This is a genomic window from Arthrobacter sp. StoSoilB5 (genome assembly GCF_019977235.1).
Classification (GTDB): Bacteria; Actinomycetota; Actinomycetes; order Actinomycetales; family Micrococcaceae; genus Arthrobacter.
This window is the reverse complement of sequence record NZ_AP024646.1, coordinates 1,344,346-1,360,302: the sequence shown is the minus strand read 5'-3', so window position 1 is coordinate 1,360,302 and position 15,957 is coordinate 1,344,346. Positions and strand designations below refer to the sequence as shown.

General features: G+C 62.0%; 15 protein-coding genes and 1 pseudogene. 8 read left to right on the top strand and 8 right to left on the bottom strand.

Annotated features, from left to right (window positions below):
• Nucleotides 1-87: 87 nt before the first annotated feature.
• The 6 genes from LDN75_RS06295 to LDN75_RS06270 all read right to left on the bottom strand — a co-directional run bounded on the left by LDN75_RS06295 (nucleotide 88) and on the right by LDN75_RS06270 (nucleotide 5,954).
• Nucleotides 88-1,155 carry a BMP family ABC transporter substrate-binding protein gene (locus LDN75_RS06295; RefSeq protein ID WP_223937505.1) on the bottom strand — a complete coding sequence of 356 codons (1,068 nt, stop codon included), beginning with the start codon at nucleotides 1,153-1,155 and terminating at the stop codon, nucleotides 88-90.
• 287 nt (nucleotides 1,156-1,442) lie between these two features.
• Nucleotides 1,443-2,468 (bottom strand): NADP-dependent oxidoreductase, encoded by a 1,026-nt coding sequence (locus LDN75_RS06290; protein ID WP_223936294.1) that lies wholly within the window; start codon nucleotides 2,466-2,468, stop codon nucleotides 1,443-1,445.
• On the bottom strand, nucleotides 2,465-2,896 hold the full coding sequence (locus tag LDN75_RS06285; protein ID WP_223936293.1) for an organic hydroperoxide resistance protein: 432 nt from the start codon (nucleotides 2,894-2,896) through the stop codon (nucleotides 2,465-2,467). Before LDN75_RS06285 ends, LDN75_RS06290 begins: the two co-directional genes overlap by 4 nt.
• Nucleotides 2,897-2,948: 52 nt before the next feature.
• Nucleotides 2,949-3,383 carry a MarR family transcriptional regulator gene (locus LDN75_RS06280; protein WP_223936292.1) on the bottom strand — a complete coding sequence of 145 codons (435 nt, stop codon included), beginning with the start codon at nucleotides 3,381-3,383 and terminating at the stop codon, nucleotides 2,949-2,951.
• A 122-nt stretch (nucleotides 3,384-3,505) separates the two neighbouring features.
• Nucleotides 3,506-4,711 carry an amidohydrolase gene (locus tag LDN75_RS06275; protein WP_223936291.1) on the bottom strand — a complete coding sequence of 402 codons (1,206 nt, stop codon included), beginning with the start codon at nucleotides 4,709-4,711 and terminating at the stop codon, nucleotides 3,506-3,508.
• Between the two features lie 109 nt (nucleotides 4,712-4,820).
• A complete protein-coding gene (locus LDN75_RS06270; RefSeq protein ID WP_223936290.1) occupies nucleotides 4,821-5,954 on the bottom strand; it encodes a sugar phosphate nucleotidyltransferase in 1,134 nt (377 codons plus the stop codon).
• A 320-nt stretch (nucleotides 5,955-6,274) separates the two neighbouring features.
• On the opposite strand from LDN75_RS06270, the gene sdhC reads away from it, so the two are divergent.
• The 5 genes from sdhC to LDN75_RS06245 all read left to right on the top strand — a co-directional run bounded on the left by sdhC (nucleotide 6,275) and on the right by LDN75_RS06245 (nucleotide 10,665).
• Entirely contained in the window at nucleotides 6,275-6,610 is a 336-nt protein-coding gene (sdhC, locus tag LDN75_RS06265; RefSeq protein ID WP_231343329.1) for a succinate dehydrogenase, cytochrome b556 subunit, read from the top strand.
• 3 nt (nucleotides 6,611-6,613) lie between these two features.
• Nucleotides 6,614-7,075, top strand: coding sequence for a succinate dehydrogenase hydrophobic membrane anchor subunit (locus LDN75_RS06260; RefSeq protein ID WP_223936289.1), 462 nt, complete (start codon nucleotides 6,614-6,616; stop codon nucleotides 7,073-7,075).
• Nucleotides 7,076-7,181: 106 nt separating this feature from the next.
• A complete protein-coding gene (gene sdhA / locus LDN75_RS06255; protein WP_223936288.1) occupies nucleotides 7,182-8,981 on the top strand; it encodes a succinate dehydrogenase flavoprotein subunit in 1,800 nt (599 codons plus the stop codon).
• The gene (locus LDN75_RS06250) at nucleotides 8,981-9,763 is read left to right on the top strand and encodes a succinate dehydrogenase iron-sulfur subunit (protein ID WP_142939921.1); all 783 of its coding nucleotides are present in this window, start codon (nucleotides 8,981-8,983) and stop codon (nucleotides 9,761-9,763) included. Before sdhA ends, LDN75_RS06250 begins: the two co-directional genes overlap by 1 nt.
• Before the next feature lie 128 nt (nucleotides 9,764-9,891).
• Nucleotides 9,892-10,665 carry an alpha/beta fold hydrolase gene (locus tag LDN75_RS06245; protein ID WP_223936287.1) on the top strand — a complete coding sequence of 258 codons (774 nt, stop codon included), beginning with the start codon at nucleotides 9,892-9,894 and terminating at the stop codon, nucleotides 10,663-10,665.
• Nucleotides 10,666-10,738: 73 nt separating this feature from the next.
• On the opposite strand, the gene LDN75_RS06240 is transcribed toward LDN75_RS06245, so the two are convergent.
• The gene (locus tag LDN75_RS06240; RefSeq protein ID WP_223936286.1) at nucleotides 10,739-12,040 is read right to left on the bottom strand and encodes a sugar ABC transporter substrate-binding protein; all 1,302 of its coding nucleotides are present in this window, start codon (nucleotides 12,038-12,040) and stop codon (nucleotides 10,739-10,741) included.
• Between the two features lie 140 nt (nucleotides 12,041-12,180).
• On the opposite strand from LDN75_RS06240, the gene LDN75_RS06235 reads away from it, so the two are divergent.
• On the top strand, nucleotides 12,181-14,376 hold the full coding sequence (locus LDN75_RS06235) for a hypothetical protein (RefSeq protein WP_223937504.1): 2,196 nt from the start codon (nucleotides 12,181-12,183) through the stop codon (nucleotides 14,374-14,376).
• A 23-nt stretch (nucleotides 14,377-14,399) separates the two neighbouring features.
• Here the strand turns inward: LDN75_RS06235 and LDN75_RS06230 are convergent, their stop codons facing one another.
• Nucleotides 14,400-14,552: a hypothetical protein gene (locus LDN75_RS06230; RefSeq protein ID WP_223936285.1), complete on the bottom strand. Its 153-nt coding sequence runs from the start codon at nucleotides 14,550-14,552 to the stop codon at nucleotides 14,400-14,402.
• A gap of 159 nt (nucleotides 14,553-14,711) precedes the next feature.
• Between LDN75_RS06230 and LDN75_RS06225 the strand changes: the two are divergent.
• Both LDN75_RS06225 and LDN75_RS06220 read left to right on the top strand, forming a co-directional pair.
• Nucleotides 14,712-14,978 (top strand): annotated as a pseudogene (locus tag LDN75_RS06225) (hypothetical protein); the annotation flags it as partial.
• A 103-nt stretch (nucleotides 14,979-15,081) separates the two neighbouring features.
• Nucleotides 15,082-15,954, top strand: coding sequence for a cation diffusion facilitator family transporter (locus LDN75_RS06220; protein ID WP_223937503.1), 873 nt, complete (start codon nucleotides 15,082-15,084; stop codon nucleotides 15,952-15,954).
• Nucleotides 15,955-15,957 lie beyond the last annotated feature (3 nt).

Genomic DNA, 15,957 nt, shown 5'->3' with positions numbered 1-15,957 from the left:
CGCTGGGGTCCGCAAAATAGGCGCTGGTCAGGGCAAAAACGCGCCGCCAGTACCGGCACTCGGTACTGGCGGCGCGTCCAGGAATTGTTACTTCTTGGGGCTTGCCCCTGATTCAACAACCAGCTTGCCGGACACGATGTCCGCCTTCAGGGCCTCGAGCTCGGACTTGGTCTCGGCGGAGACCGCGGAATCGAGGTCGTGGAACGGTGCAATGGCAACACCCTTGTTGGCAAGCGTGCCAACATAGGCTTCGTTGCTGAACTTGCCTTCCTTGTCGTCCTTCACCACGGTTTCTACCGCCTCACCCATCTGCTTGACCACGGAGGTCAGCATGAGGTCCTTGTACTCAGGAGCAGTGAGGTAGCCATCGGAGTCAACCCAGATGAGCTTGACGTCCTTGCCGGCAGCCTTGGCTTCCTTGAGGGCTGCACCTGCACCCTTGCCCACCGGGCCTGCTACGGGCATGACGATGTCCGCGCCCTGGTCCAGCAGGTTCTTGGTGATCTGCTTGCCGGTGTCCTGCTTCTCGAAGTCACCCGTGAACGAGCCATCCTGGCTGGCCTTGTCCCAGCCGACAACCTGTACAGACTTGCCCTTGGCCTTGTTGTAGGCCTGGACGCCGTCATAGAAACCGTCCATGAAAATGGTGACTGTAGGGAGCTTGATGCCGCCGAAGGTTCCCACCTTGCCAGTCTTGCTCGCTGAGGCTGCGGCGTAGCCTGCGAGGTAGGCAGCCTGGGCGGTGTCATAAACCACCGACTTCACGTTGGGGATGGGGGTCGGATACGAGAAGTCGATGATCGCGAAGTGCTTGTCGGGGTTCTTCTGCGCTGCTGCCTTGGTGGCGCCGTCCAGGAGGAAGCCCACCGTGACGGTCAGGTTGCACCCAGCGGAAACCATACCGTTGAGGTTGGCCTCGTAGTCGCTGTTGGCCTTGGACTCAGCCGACTTCATGGTGATGCCGAGGTCCTTTTCGGCCTTCTGCAAACCCTCGAATGACGACTGGTTGAAGGACTGGTCATCGAATCCGCCGGAGTCGGACACAATGCAGCCGATGTAGTCGCTCTTGGTGGCGGCGCCCGAACCGGCGTCCGGAGCTTGTCCGCAACCGCTGAGCATGAGCGCTGCCGCTCCCGCAGTTGCAATACCGGCCATTGAACCGCGCTTAAGGGTGGCACGCAGTGGGTTCTTCAATTTTCCTCCAGGAAGAAAGTGAGTCGCGCTACGACGGATGGTCAATGAGTGTCCGTTTCGAATACCCGAGGCAGAAATTCTGTTTTCACTGAAGTTCGCAGCACTGCGCCGAAGCGCCTTGATACCCCCAACACTAGTGGCGTGGACCACACGCAGGTAGCACAATCCAGCCCTCATGGGCAGATTGTTGACCTTTTGTTACCAAGCAGTAGCCGGGTGCGCAAGTCACACCCGGTCCACCCCCAACATCACAGCCGGACGAGCATCTTTCCGGTGTTTGCGCCGTCCAGCAAATCAATGAATGCCTGCGGTGCGTTCTCCAGGCCGTCCACGATCGTCTCGTCGTAGCGAACCGTCCCGTCCGCGAGCCAACCGGCCATCTTCTCCGCGAATTCCGCCGCGTGCTGGCGCTGCCCACCCACCAGGAAGCCCCGCAGGGTCAACTGCTTGCCGATCGCCAGCGCCAGGTTCCTTGGTGCAACCGGCGGCTCGGTGGAGTTGTATTGCGCAATGGCGCCGCACATCGCGACGCGCCCGCCCACATTGAGCGTAGCGAGAGCGGCTTCGAGGTGCTCGCCGCCGACATTGTCGAAGTACACATCGATGCCGCGCTCCCCTGCCGCCTCACGCAGCTTCTCAAGAACCGGAGCATCGTTGTAGTTGAAGGCAGCGTCGAAACCGAGCTCCAGCAGCCTGGCAACTTTCTCCGCGGAACCGGCGCTCCCAATCACCTTGCCGGCTCCCGACGCCTTGGCAATCTGGCCCACCATGGATCCCACAGCACCGGCCGCGCCGGACACGAAGACAACATCACCTTCCTTGAACTCCGCCACTTTGAGCAGGCCCGCATAAGCCGTAAGACCAGTCATGCCCAAGGCGCCAAGGAATGCCGATGTTGGGGCGAGGCCGCTCGGAACGGTGGTTGTGGCAGCCGCGTCCACTACTGCGTGCTCGCGCCATCCCAGTTGATGCACGACGACGTCACCCACCTTGTGTGCGTCGGACCTGGACGCAATTACCTCACCCACTGCACCGCCGTCGAGCGCTGCATCCAGGCGGAAGGGCGCGGAGTAGGACTTGACGTCATTCATGCGTCCGCGCATGTAGGGGTCCACGGACATGAACTGGTTCCGCACCAGGAGCTGGCCGTCCTGAAGCTCCGGCAGCCCGGAGGCGGCCAGCCGGAAGTTCTCCGGCGTCGGGCGGCCGACAGGGCGTGAGCTGAGCTGGATTTCGCGTGTTTCCACAGGCAGGGCTGTTGTTGTGGTGCTCATGCTGCAAACTCCACGAGCTTGAGGTCCACTGCCATGTTGCCGCGGGTGGCGTTGGAGTAAGGGCAGATCTGGTGGGCCTTGGCCATCAGTTCCTCGGCGGTGTCCCGATCCAAGGCGGGCAGGGCGATTTCCAGCTCGGCGGCCAACCCGTAGCCCTCGCGGTCAGTAAGGGCACCAAAGTGGACCTTGGCGGCAACGGCAGAATCGCTGAGGTCAACGCGCTCCTTGCGGCCAACCAAGCGCAGGGCGGAGTGGAAGCATGCGGCGTATCCGGCGGCGAACAACTGCTCCGGGTTGGTGCCTTGGCCGTTGCCTCCGAGCTCAACCGGGCTGGCGAGGGCGACGTCAAGCTTGCCGTCGTTGGTGCGGGCGTTGCCATCGCGGCCTTCGCCGGAGGCCAAAGCCTGGGCAGTGTAGAGAGTCTTCACGAATCTTCCATTTCTCTTGGATATCAAAGGGCTTGTGGTGGCTTTAGAAGTGTCAGAGTGACTTCTGTAGTGCAGCCGTGAGTTTGCCGAGCGTCGCGTGCAGCTGCTCAATCTCGTCCGGGGAGAGGCCTGCGGCATCAGCGAGGCGCTTGGGGACGGCCTTGGCGCGGGCACTCAGTTCCCTGCCGGCGTCGGTTAGGACGACATCCACCCGGCGTTCATCATCAACTGAACGGTGACGCTCAACGAGCCCAAGGGCTTCAAGGCGCTTCAGGAGAGGCGACAACGTACCGGAGTCGAGCCCGAGTTCGGCGCCAAGTTCCCGCACGCTGCGTGGTTCCTGCTCCCACAGGACCAGCATCACCAGATACTGCGGATAGGTAAGGCCCAGCTCGTCCAGCACGGGGCGGTAGACCGCCGTCGCCGCCTTGGACGCTGAATACAGGGCAAAACAAACCTGGTGGCGGAGGCGGGGTGCATCACTCATGAATAAAACGATAGTGCACAATTCAATTGTGCACAACTTATCTATGGGAAAAGCACCCAACTAGGTAGCAGATAAGGCCGTTATGAGCGTCCAAAACGGCCTTAACTGCTACTTAGTTGGGTTTAGTCCTGGAGGTCGCGGACCGTGCGGAGCGCGGCCGCAGTGAGGACGCGGATGGCGTAGCCGAGGGCGCGCTCGTCCACGATGAAGTCGCCACGGTGGAGGTCGTATTCCTCTCCGCCAGGCGTGTGGGTGCCCAGGCGCATCATGGCACCCGGAAGATCGGCCAGGAACCACGCAAAGTCTTCGCCACCCATGGACTGGGGCGTCAGGACCACGGCGTGCTCGCCGAGTTCGGCACGGGCCGCAGCTTCAATCAGGGCCGTTTCATGCTCGGAGTTGACCACGGGAGGAACGCCACGGGTGTGCTCCAGGTGCACGTCCACGCCATAAGGAGCGGCCACCTGCCGCACGACGTCGTCCAGCAACTCCCCCGCACTGTGCCAGGCATCGCGGTCCAGGCAGCGCATGGTGCCTGCCATGTAGCCGGTGCCGGGAATGGCGTTGGGTGCAGAACCCGCCGAGATCTGGCCCCACACCACGGACACTCCACTGCGGACATCCACGCGACGGGAGAGCACGGCGGGTACGTTGACCGCAATCTGCGCCAACGCGAAGACCAGGTCTTCCGTCAGGTGCGGCCTGGACGTGTGCCCGCCGCGACCCGTGAGCTCGATCTTGATGGTGTCCGATGCCGAAGTGATGGCCCCGATGCGGGTGCCGATCTGGCCAACGTTGATCCGGGGATCGCAATGCAACGCAAGGATCCGGGGCACGCCCTCCAGCACACCCTGTTCAATGCAGGACAAAGCGCCGCCGGGCATGGTCTCCTCGGCAGGCTGGAAGATGATGCGGACAGTCCCGCCCAGCGGAGTGTTCTTGTGCATCCGCTGCAGCACCAAGGCAATACCGAGCATGGTGGTGGTGTGGATGTCATGTCCGCAGGCATGCGTGACGCCGTGGTTCTTCGAAGCGAACGGCAGGCCGGTTTCCTCGATGATGGGCAAAGCGTCGATGTCGCCCCGCAAAGCAGTTGCGATGGGGCCTTCCCCGACGTCCACGGTGAGTCCGGTACCTTCAAGGCGCCGCGGCTGGAGTCCGGCAGCTTCGAGCCGCTCCACGAGTTTGTCAGTGGTGCGGAATTCCTTGAAGGAGAGTTCAGGGTGCGCGTGCAAGTCCCGCCTGAAATCGATGAGTCCGGGCAGCAGCTCGTCCACCCACGGACTTACAACGGGGGTCGGCTCAGTTTCAGTGGTGTAATTGCGCACGTCACAACTCTAGCCATCCACGGCCTCCGAAGAACGAAAGCCACCTCTTGGTTACGCCGCGTTCAGGCGCAGGACAACCAAAGAGGTGGCTCACGGTATAAGGGGCTTGCTACAGAACGTCCGTATCGCCGCTGGCTTTGAGGGCGTCAACAGTGCCCTTGACCAACTGGGCGTGTTCCTTGGTGGTGACCAGGAGTGCGTCCGGCGTGTCCACGATGACCACGTCCTTGATCCCGATGAGGGCAATCACGCGCTTGGTGTCGGACACCACTACGCCGCTCGCATTCTCGGCGAATACACGGGCGCCTTCGCCAAGCACAGTCACTTCATCAACGTCGCCTGCGTTGTTCAGGCGCCCGATTGCGGCAAAGTCGCCGACGTCGTCCCACCGGAAAGTACCGGGCACGACGGCGACATCGCCGGCTGCCGCTGCGGGCTCGGCCACCGCGTAGTCGATTGCAATCTTGGGCAGTGAGGGCCAGACGCGAGCCGTGACTTCAGCGCGCTGGGGACTGTCCCAGGCTTCGGCAATCTCCTGGAGGCCCTTGAACAGCTCCGGCTGGTTGGCTTCGAGATGCTTGAGCATGAGCGCTACGGGAGCGACGAACATGCCTGCGTTCCAGACGTAGTCCCCCGCTTCTACGTACTTGTTGGCAACTTCCTGGCTGGGCTTCTCAACGAACTCCGCTACGGCAAGCGCATTCGGAGCACCTTCCACGTGCAGTGCTGCGCCCGAGCGAATGTAGCCGAATCCAGTGGAGGGGTGGGTGGGCTTGATACCGATCGTGACGATCTTGCCTGTGGCAGCAGTGTAAATTGCCTCGCGCACGGTGTCCTGGAACAGATCGTCCGGGCTGATGACCTGGTCTGCTGCGAATGAACCCATGATGGTGTCCGGGTCGCGGCGGTGAAGAATGGCAGCGGCCAATCCGATAGCAGCGCCGGAGTCCTTGGGCTCGCTTTCGAGCACCAACTCGTCATCGCCCACTTCGGGGAGTTGCCGGCAGACTGCGGCACGGTGTGCCTCGCCCGTCACAACGAGCACACGCTCGCCGGCCAGCGGCTCAAGGCGGTCGTAGGTGGCCCTCAACAACGTGCTGCCAGAGCCGGTCAGGTCGTGGAGGAACTTGGGCGCAGCGGCACGCGAGAGTGGCCACAGCCGGGTCCCCACACCGCCCGCCGGAATAACCGCATGAAAGCGGTTCAATGGCGATTCCGGGAATGTCGCGTCTTCTGTACTCACCGCAACACTTTATCCGACGCGGCTGCGAAGCCCCGCAGTGCGCCTCGGATGTGGCCTTCGTCTCACGAAGCGCGGCAAATTGCCCAAATATCGCCTAAATATCGCGTAAATGCGGGCAGGAAACATGGAATTAACAAGCAGAGAAGCCCGTCCTAAATTGAATAAGCTGGTAGCGAAGCCTAGATTTAGGCGTGAGCTACGAGTGCTCTCGCAGCAGGCGTTCCCCCCGCGTGGATCCCATGCCAGCGCCGCTGTGTTGCAGGAAGGTTTAATCAGTGCCGACAAAACCAGCTGGCACCTTGTACCGCGGCCGTGAAGGCATGTGGTCCTGGGTTGGACACCGTATTACCGGTGTAGTGATCTTTTTCTTCTTGTTGGTCCATGTGTTGGACACCTCATTGGTGCGCGTGTCCCCTGAGGCCTACACGGCCGTCATTGGTGCTTACAAGAACCCCCTCATGGCCCTGGGTGAAACGGGCCTGGTCGCCGCGATCATCTTCCACGCCTTCAATGGCCTGCGTGTGATCGCCATCGACTTCTGGAAGAAGGGCGCGAAGTACCAGCGCCAAATGCTGTGGATCGTGCTTGCGCTGTGGCTGGTCACGTTCGCCGGCTTCGCTATCCGCCACCTTTCCCTCGCGCTGGGAGGCCACTAAGCCATGACAACGATTGAATCCCCACGCAGTGGAAAAATCGCTCCGAAGTACAACCGCACGGGCTCCAGCCGCGGCAACTTCGAGATGATCGCCTGGCTCTTCATGCGCCTCTCCGGCATTGTCCTGGTGGTGCTGATCTTCGGCCACCTCTTCGTGAACCTTCTGGTGGGCGAAGGTATCCACGCCATCGACTTCGGCTTCGTCGCCGGCAAGTGGGCGGATCCCTTCTGGCAGTTCTGGGACCTCGCCATGCTCTGGCTTGCCATGCTGCACGGAACCAACGGTGTCCGGACCATCATCAACGACTACGCGGAAAAGGACTCCACGCGCTTCTGGCTCAAGGTAGTCCTCTATGCCGCCACGGCTGTCATCATCATTCTCGGCACCCTGGTGATCTTCACGTTCAACCCGTGCCCCGTCGTCGACGGCGTCCAGCTGCCTGGCGGCTTCTGCCCGGCCCCGTAGCGGCTTCCTGGCGCAGCCGGCCGGCCCTATAGGGAACCGGTTGCGCCTGACTTAGCGGAACAGCCTCCGCCGACCATCTGAATTTTTGAAAGAGAGAGCATCTGGTATGCAGGTCCATAAGTACGACGTCGTCATTGTCGGTGCAGGTGGCGCCGGCATGCGCGCCGCGATCGAATCCGGTCAGCGCGCACGCACAGCGGTACTGACCAAGCTCTACCCCACCCGCTCGCACACTGGTGCAGCCCAGGGTGGCATGTGTGCAGCACTGGCCAACGTCGAAGAAGACAACTGGGAATGGCACACCTTTGACACCATCAAGGGTGGCGACTACCTGGTTGACCAGGACGCAGCCGAGGTCATGGCGAAGGAAGCCATCGACGCCGTGCTGGACCTGGAGAAGATGGGTCTGCCGTTCAACCGCACGCCCGAAGGCCGGATCGACCAGCGTCGCTTCGGTGGCCACACGCGTGACCACGGCAAGGCTCCCGTCCGCCGTGCTTGCTACGCTGCCGACCGTACGGGCCACATGATCCTGCAGACGCTGTACCAAAACTGCGTCAAGCACAACGTTGAGTTCTACAACGAGTACTACGTCCTTGACCTCCTGATCGTCGAAGAAGACGCAGTACGCGAGGACGGTACCCCGTACAAGCAGAAGCGCGTAGCAGGCGTGGTCTCCTACGATCTCGCCTCCGGTGAGCTGCACGTTTTCCAGGCCAAGTCGGTTGTGTTCGCTTCCGGTGGTGCCGGCAAGGTCTTCAAGACCACGTCCAACGCCCACACCCTCACGGGCGACGGCATGGGCATCGCGTTCCGCCGTGGCATCCCCCTGGAAGACATGGAGTTCTTCCAGTTCCACCCGACAGGCCTCGCAGGCCTGGGCATCCTCCTCACCGAGGGTGCACGTGGTGAAGGTGCCATCCTGCGTAACTCCGAGGGTGAGCGCTTCATGGAGCGTTACGCCCCCACCATCAAGGATCTTGCACCCCGTGACATCGTGGCCCGCGCCATGGCGAACGAAGTACGTGAAGGCCGCGGTTGTGGTCCGAACAAGGATTACGTCCTCCTGGACCTGACCCACCTTGAGCCTGCCCACATCGAGGCCAAGCTTCCGGACATCACCGAGTTCGCCCGCACCTACCTTGGTGTGGAACCGTTCACGGACCCGGTTCCGGTGTTCCCCACCGCCCACTACGCCATGGGCGGCATCCCGACGAACATCACCACCGAAGTCCTCCAGGACAACGACACGATCGTGCCGGGCCTCTACGCAGCCGGTGAAGTTGCTTGTGTATCCGTCCACGGCTCCAACCGTCTGGGCACCAACTCACTCCTGGACATCAACGTCTTCGGTAAGCGCGCCGGTATCGCCGCCGCCGAGTACTCCAAGACGGCCGACTTTGTCGAGCTGCCCGAGGACCCGGAGGCCATGACGCGAGGCATCCTTGACGGCCTGCTCAACGGCAGCGGCACCGAGCGCGTTGCCCAGATCCGCAAGGAACTGCAGGACACCATGGACGCCAACATGCAGGTGTTCCGCACCAAGGAATCCCTGGAACAGGTCCTCAGCGACATCGCCTCCTTCGAAGAGCGGTACAAGAACGTCACCGTCCAGGACAAGGGCAAGCGCTTCAACCTGGACCTGCTGGAAGCCGTGGAACTGGGCTTCCTCCTGGACATGGCCAAGGTCATGACCGTCGGTGCACTGCACCGTGAAGAGTCGCGCGGCGGCCACTACCGCGAGGACTTCCCGGACCGCGACGACGATAAGTTCATGAAGCACTCCATGGCTTACCTGGACTCCTCCGTTACCGTCGACTCGTCGGCCGAATCCGTTGCGGGCATCCGTCTCGAGACCAAGCCCGTTGTCTTCACCCGTTACGAGCCGATGGAGCGTAAGTACTAATGACTACCGAAATGGCAGAGCCCGCTTCCAAGATCGAGCTTCCGGCGAGTGTCGCTGGCGACGGTGAAATCCCCACTTTCCACATCACCTTGCGCGTCCGCCGGTACGATCCCGAAATCTCGGAAGAAGCCCGCTGGGACGACTACAAGCTGACCATGTACGGCACGGACCGCGTGCTGGATGCCCTGCACAAGGTCAAGTGGGAGATCGACGGCAGCGTTTCCTTCCGCCGCTCCTGCGCCCACGGTGTTTGTGGTTCAGATGCAATGCGCATCAACGGCCGCAACCGCCTCGCGTGCAAGACGCTCCTGAAGGACCTGGACACGTCCAAGCCCATCACCGTCGAGCCGATCAAGGGCCTCCCCGTGGAGAAGGACCTGATCGTGGACATGGAACCCTTCTTCCAGTCCTTCCGCGAAGTCATGCCGTTCCTGATCAACAAGGGCCACGAGCCCACCAAGGAACGCCTGCAGTCCGTTGAGGACCGTGAGCGCTTTGACGACACCACCAAGTGCATCCTCTGCGCTGCCTGCACCTCGTCCTGCCCGGTGTTCTGGACCGATGGCCAGTACTTCGGTCCGGCCGCAATCGTCAACGCTCATCGCTTCATCTTCGATTCCCGCGATGACGCCGGCGACATGCGCTTGGAGATCCTGAACGACAAAGAAGGCGTGTGGCGCTGCCGCACCACCTTCAACTGCTCGGAAGCATGCCCCCGCGGCATCCAGGTGACCCAGGCAATCGCCGAGGTCAAGCAGGCCATCCTGGCCCGCAAGATCTAGCCGGCCGTTCACTCAAAGAACAACACGACGACGGCGCCGCTCACCACTGCTGGTGAACGGCGCCGTCGTCGTTAATGACCTGGCTGACCCGGGCCCCGGCCGGTAGCCGTAAAAGCAAGGAGACCAGCGTGTCACGCTCTGAGAAGATCAGCTTCACTGGAAGCACGGGCGATGCCCTGGCCGGCATCGTGGACGTACCTGAGGGCCCTGTCCGTGGCTGGGGCGTGTACTCGCACGGCCTGACCCTGGGCAAGGACAGCCCTGCTGCTTCCCGGATCTGCAAAGGGCTCGCCGAGCAGGGCGTGGGCATGCTCCGGTTCGACAACCTTGGCCTGGGCGGCTCCGCCGGAGAATGGTCCGCAGGCTCGTTCAGCGTCAAAGTGGCGGACACCATTCTCGCTGCCGACTTCATGCGGGAGCAGGGCAGAGGAATCTCCTTGTTGGTGGGCCACTCCTTCGGTGGCGCCGCGGTGCTGGCTGCTGCGCGCGATATCCCTGGACTCAACGCCGTGGTGACCGTGGGCGCGCCTTACGAGCCAAAGCACGTTGAGCATATGTTCGACGCCGAAATCGACTCCATCCTGCGCGACGGCAGCGCCGTGGTCGACCTGGGCGGCAGGCCCATGGAAATCCGCCGCCACTTTGTTGAAGACGTGGAACGCGCTGACCTGCGCGACTGCATCCGCACCCTCCACAAGCCTTTGATGGTGATGCACTCCCCCACGGACAACACCGTGGGCATCGACAACGCCAGTGAGATCTTCCGTACTGCGAGGCATCCACGGAGCTTCATTTCGCTGGAGGGCAGTGAGCACCTCCTGACGGGCAAGGGACAGGCGGCACGTGTTGCGCGGATTATCGGCGCGTGGGCGGATCCGTATCTGGAAGTCCGCGACGCCTAATACAACCCGGGGTCACTTATGGCCCATGTTTCCTTCTGGAAGGGGCCGTAAGTGACCCCGCGTTGGCGTTCACCTACTTGCCGATGGCGGCTTTGCTTTCGCTGAGCCATTGCTCGGCGGCCTTTTCCGGTGTCAGCCGCTTGAACAGGACCTCTGTGTTGATGCGGGCGGTGATCTCGGAGACCGCGGTTGAACCGGTGGGACCGATAAAGGTGGGGGCAAAATCCATCTTGCCGATCTGGTCGATATAAGCGGCCTCGACCTTGCCCTGGGGTGTCAGCAGGTCCTGGATGGCAGTGCGCATGCTGGAGTTGCTGGGCACGCCGCGGTCACTCTGGATGATCTTGGCTGCGGCCTCGTTGTTCACAAGGAAGTTCACCAGCTTGGCGGCGGCATCCGTGTGCTTGCTGCGTGCAGAGATGGTGTAGAACTGTGAGGACTGGAGCCAGATGCCGGGCGTGGGTGTTTCGCCGGGCAGCTTGAGCAGCTTCAACCCAGCGCCCGATGCTTTGCTCAGTGCGGACAGGGAATTGGACCAGGTGAGCATCATGCCAGCCTGCCCCATGCCCATCAGTGTCTGCTCGGTGCTGACGTTCAGCTTCTCCACGGTCTCTGATGCGCTGGGGGCTGCGCCCGATTCACTGAGCTTCACAGAAAAGTCGAAGTAGTCCTGCACGGTGTCCTTGTCCAGTCCCAGCTGGCCGTCCTGGGTGTAGAGCGATTTTCCGCGCTGACGGGCGAAGGCGTCCAGCGAGTCATGCGTAAGCACGGTTGCTGTGCCGTAGGTTCCTTTGGGGCTCTTTGCCGTCACCTCTGCGGCCACCTTGGCGAAGTCATCCCAGGACCAAGTGCTGTCATCGGGAACTGCAACGCCGGCAGCCTGGAATACCGCCGGGTTCACCACGATGGCGAGTGCATTGGCACCGGTGGAAACGCCGTACTGCTTGCCTTGGACCTGCCCGTTTTCCAAGGCACCTTGGTCCATTGCGGACAGATCCAGTGGGCCGCTGACCTTGGCGAGGTCCAGGAGGGCACCGCGGTTGGCGTATTCGGCCGGGTAGGCGCCGCCCATGGTGATGACGTCGGGGGCATCATTGGCAGCCACTTGCGTGGCCAACTTGTCGAAGTAGCCACCGATGTCGCCATATTCCGGCTTCACTTTGATGTTCGGGTTGGCTGCTTCGAATTCCTTGATGGCTTTGTTGGTCAGCTCTGCCCTTCCGGCGTTGCCCCACCAAGAGAACCGGATTTCCACAGGGCCGTCTTGGGGCTGATTGGACGAGGGACTCGAGCACGCCACGGTGAGGCCCAGCATGCCGACGGCAGCCATGAATGCTACTGACTTTCGCATGCGACGGAGAGATTTACGCGTCATTGGGTAACTTCCTTCAAGTCTGAGAAAACGGTTCCTGAAACGTATCAAGAGGGTTTATGCTCGTCAATAGTTATGAGCATTAACTATTTCAATCACCACGAAACCTGGAGGGCGTGCGAGTGCACACAATTACCGGAAAAATCGACCGGAAGGCTCTCGTACAGCGGCACAATGTGCATCAGAGACGTCTCGATCCCAGAAGCCCGCTTTCCGTGGGCAATGGCGAGTTCGCCTTCACCGTTGATGTCACTGGACTCCAGTCCCTGCCAGGGGCCTACCCGGTTTGGGACCGTGACGACCTGCCACCGGGAACACTCCTCGGCACACAGTCCCAGTGGGGATGGCACTCCGTGCCACCGGCCCAGCCCTACGAACTCGCGGGCTCCACAGTCCTTTACGACTCGCCCCGGGGCCCCGTGCCCTACGTGGACATGGTGGGCGACATCGTCAACGATCGCGAAACGGATACATCCCTTGCCGAGACATGGTTGAGGGCAAACCCCCATCGCTTGGATCTGGCGCGGATAGGCTTCAGGTTGGTGCAGGACGGGACGGAACGCGGCCTGACCGAAGCTGACGTGGCGAACCCCGAGCAAACAATTGACCTGTGGACGGGCATTGTCACCAGCGCCTTCACGCTGGCGGGCCACCGAATAAAGGTCACGACGGCGTGCCACCCCGACCGCGACGAACTCGGCTTCCGCGTGGAGTCGACAGCACTGGGCGCCGGCCTGCTTATAGGCATCAGCTTCCCTTACGGCTCCGAGGCCTGGCACGACGCCGCGGACTGGGACAATCCCGATGCCCACACCACCTCGCTCGACGGCCCGGTGACGTCCGAAGAGCACGATGGCTGCGCAACATGGACAGTCCGCCGGGAACTCGATGCGGCCCGCTATCAGGTGGTGATCACCGGCCAGAACCTGACAGTGGAGCAGGCCGAACAGCACCAACTCCGAGTAGCCCCTGCTACGGCCGGAGGTACGGACGCCACCGATGCGCTGGACTTCTCCGTCACTTTCCTTTCCGCCGGAGATGGCGACTGCATCCCAAGAGGCAACAACAGGCCAACAGCCATGACACCAGCGGTGAGTCCTGACGCCACTGGCCGGACCGGCGTCGAGCTTTCGCCTGCCAGTAGCGTCACCGCAGCATCCGAGGCCTATTGGCAGCGATTCTGGTCCTCAGGCGGGGCGATCGAACTTGATGCGACCGACGATCCCAGGGCAAAGGAACTTGAGCGCCGGATTGTTCTATCGCAGTACCTGACTGCGGTCAATTGCTCGGGTTCGCTGCCGCCCCAGGAAACGGGGCTTGTCTGCAATGCGTGGCGAGGCCGCTTCCATCTGGAAATGCACTGGTGGCACGCCGCGCACTTTGCACACTGGAACCGGACAGAACTCTTGCTGCCATCGTTGCGGTGGTACTCCACGGTGCTTGAAAGCTCCCGCCAGACTGCCAGGATGCAGGGATTCGACGGCGTCCGCTGGCCCAAGCAGACCGGACCGGACGGCAGGGAAAGCCCAAGTCCGATCGGGACATTTCTGATCTGGCAGCAGCCGCATCCCATTCATTTGGCCGAGCTCGTATATCGGGCAAACCCCAGCCGTGAAGTGTTGGAAGAATTCGCGGACATTGTGTTCGAGTCAGCTGCCTTCATGGCCAGCTTCGCCCACCCAACGCAGCGCGGATTCGAGCTAGGGCCACCCTTGATTCCTGCACAGGAAAGCTACGGCTCCATCCGGGCAACGGTCACCAATCCCACGTTTGAGTTGGCCTACTGGCAGTGGGGCCTGCGAACAGCCATTGCCTGGCGCGATCGGCTGGGTTTGGAACCTGTGCCGGAATGGTCGGACGTGGCAGATGGCATGGTGCCGCCCCGCGTGATCGATGGCGTGTACGCTGCGATCGACGTGGAGCCCTTCACCATCCGCACGGACCACCCGTCGATGCTGTGCGCGCTTGGTGTCCTGCCCCTGACGGACCTGATCGACCCTGGGATCATGCGGGCAACGCTCACCGATGTGCTTGCCGACTGGGACTGGGGAAGCACTTGGGGGTGGGACTACCCAGTGATGGCCATGACAGCCGCCCGCTTGGAGGACCCCGAGGCCGCCGTCGATGCCCTTCTGCTGGACGCCGGAAAAAACACCGTGCTGGCCAATGGGCATAACCGCCAAACGGATTCGCTGCCGCTGTATCTGCCCGGGAACGGCGGACTCCTCGCTGCCGTCGCGTTGATGGCCGCTGGATGGGACAACGGACCCAACAGGCATGCCCCGGGGTTTCCGGCCGACTGGACGGTCGCGTGGGAGGGCCTGGTTCAAGCGCCCTAGCCTGAGCCAGGACGCCCGCAGCATTATTCCCGGCGGGGTCCGACCGCCGCGCCAACCAGGGCACCCAGCCCGAGGCCTACGAGGATTCCCACGAAGGGAGAGTTGAAGATGAGCTGTCCGACTACGAGTCCGGCCGCGGCCCCGAGGAGGCATGCGATCCAAAGCTGGCTATTCATAGCACCTCCTGTGAGGAACGGGACGGCCGTTTCCCACCGACGTCGCAACAGGTTTGTGTTTGAAGCTATCAGTCGGGATGTTCATACGAAAACAGGTTCCACCGCGGGTGCTTGGAGTGCCCTTGGGGTCGGTTGTCGGCCGGAAGGCATGTATGTTCCTTGGCTGAGAAAGCCGGGAAGAGCTCAGCCGCCGTTTCCCAGCACCTGGCCAAGATGCGGCTCGCTCGGATGGTCTCCACACGCCAAGAGGGGACCAAGGTCTACTACCGCCTTGCCGACGGGCATGCCTGGCAACTCGTTGCCGATGCCATTCACCAAGCGGAACACGCGATTGGCACCGCACCACACCACGGCATCGACGCCCACCAGGCAGAGGGCCGGGAACGGCGAAAGCGAACACCACAGGGGTCACGAGCACACTCATGATGATGACCACTCTCACCATCACGACCACCGCACGTTCAAGGCTTGGTTGAAGGAGGTTTTCCTTCCCCACTCCCACGATTCGGCGGACTCTGTCGACGAGGCGATGGAATCGAGCTCCGAAGGAATCCGCGCGGTCAAGTTCTCACTGCTCGGACTCGGCGCCACGTCACTTTTCCAGTTGGCCATAGTCTTGGTTAGCGGTTCGGTGGCACTGCTGGCCGACACGGTGCACAACTTTTCAGATGCCCTCACGGCAGTGCCGCTGTGGGTTGCGTTTCTGCTTGGTCGGCGTCCGGCCACCCGCACCTATACCCATGGCTTCGGCCGAGCCGAAGACCTCGCCGGATTGTTTATCGTGGCCATGATCGCCCTCTCCGCGGTCATCGCTGCCGTCGAGTCCATCCACCGTTTCTTCGCACCACAACCAGTTCAGAACCTGGGGTGGGTTATGGCTGCAGGGCTGGTCGGGTTCGCCGGTAACGAACTCGTCGCGATCTACCGGATCCGAGTCGGCCGAAGGATAGGATCAGCAGCCTTGGTCGCCGACGGAATCCATGCCCGCACGGACGGCTTCACGTCCTTGGCGGTGATCGCCGGCGTCATCGGTATCTGGGTGGGATTCCCGCTGGCCGACCCCATCGTGGGTCTGTTGATCTCCGCTGTCATCAGCGTGCTGCTTTGGGGAACAATCCGTGACATCGGCCGCAGGCTCATGGACGGCGTCGATCCGGCCCTTACTGACAAACTTGGAGCAGTGGTACATAAGCACGCCCCTGCCGAATCCACCTCCCGGCTCAGATGGTCCGGCCATAAACTGCACGCCGAAATCAGAGTCCCCGCATCGGCCCTCACTGACCTTGCTGAGCTGTCCAAACTGTCCGGCGAACTCAAACACGCAGCGACGCATTCCCTGCCCAACGTGGGCTCAGTCACCGTCATTCCAGTGTTTGTGAAGCGAACCCAAGAGGACCGCTGACCC

Bases quoted from the DNA above. Each gene is read 5' to 3' on its own strand.
- LDN75_RS06260 (WP_223936289.1), top strand. From the start codon at position 6,614: ATGACAACGATTGAATCCCCACGCAGTGGAAAAATCGCTCCGAAGTAC.
- sdhA (WP_223936288.1), top strand. From the start codon at position 7,182: ATGCAGGTCCATAAGTACGACGTCGTCATTGTCGGTGCAGGTGGCGCC.
- LDN75_RS06250 (WP_142939921.1), top strand. From the start codon at position 8,981: ATGACTACCGAAATGGCAGAGCCCGCTTCCAAGATCGAGCTTCCGGCG.
- LDN75_RS06295 (WP_223937505.1), bottom strand. From the start codon at position 1,155: ATGGCCGGTATTGCAACTGCGGGAGCGGCAGCGCTCATGCTCAGCGGT.
- LDN75_RS06280 (WP_223936292.1), bottom strand. From the start codon at position 3,383: ATGAGTGATGCACCCCGCCTCCGCCACCAGGTTTGTTTTGCCCTGTAT.
- LDN75_RS06220 (WP_223937503.1), top strand. From the start codon at position 15,082: ATGGAATCGAGCTCCGAAGGAATCCGCGCGGTCAAGTTCTCACTGCTC.
- LDN75_RS06230 (WP_223936285.1), bottom strand. From the start codon at position 14,552: ATGAATAGCCAGCTTTGGATCGCATGCCTCCTCGGGGCCGCGGCCGGA.
- LDN75_RS06290 (WP_223936294.1), bottom strand. From the start codon at position 2,468: ATGAGCACCACAACAACAGCCCTGCCTGTGGAAACACGCGAAATCCAG.
- sdhC (WP_231343329.1), top strand. From the start codon at position 6,275: ATGTGGTCCTGGGTTGGACACCGTATTACCGGTGTAGTGATCTTTTTC.
- LDN75_RS06240 (WP_223936286.1), bottom strand. From the start codon at position 12,040: ATGACGCGTAAATCTCTCCGTCGCATGCGAAAGTCAGTAGCATTCATG.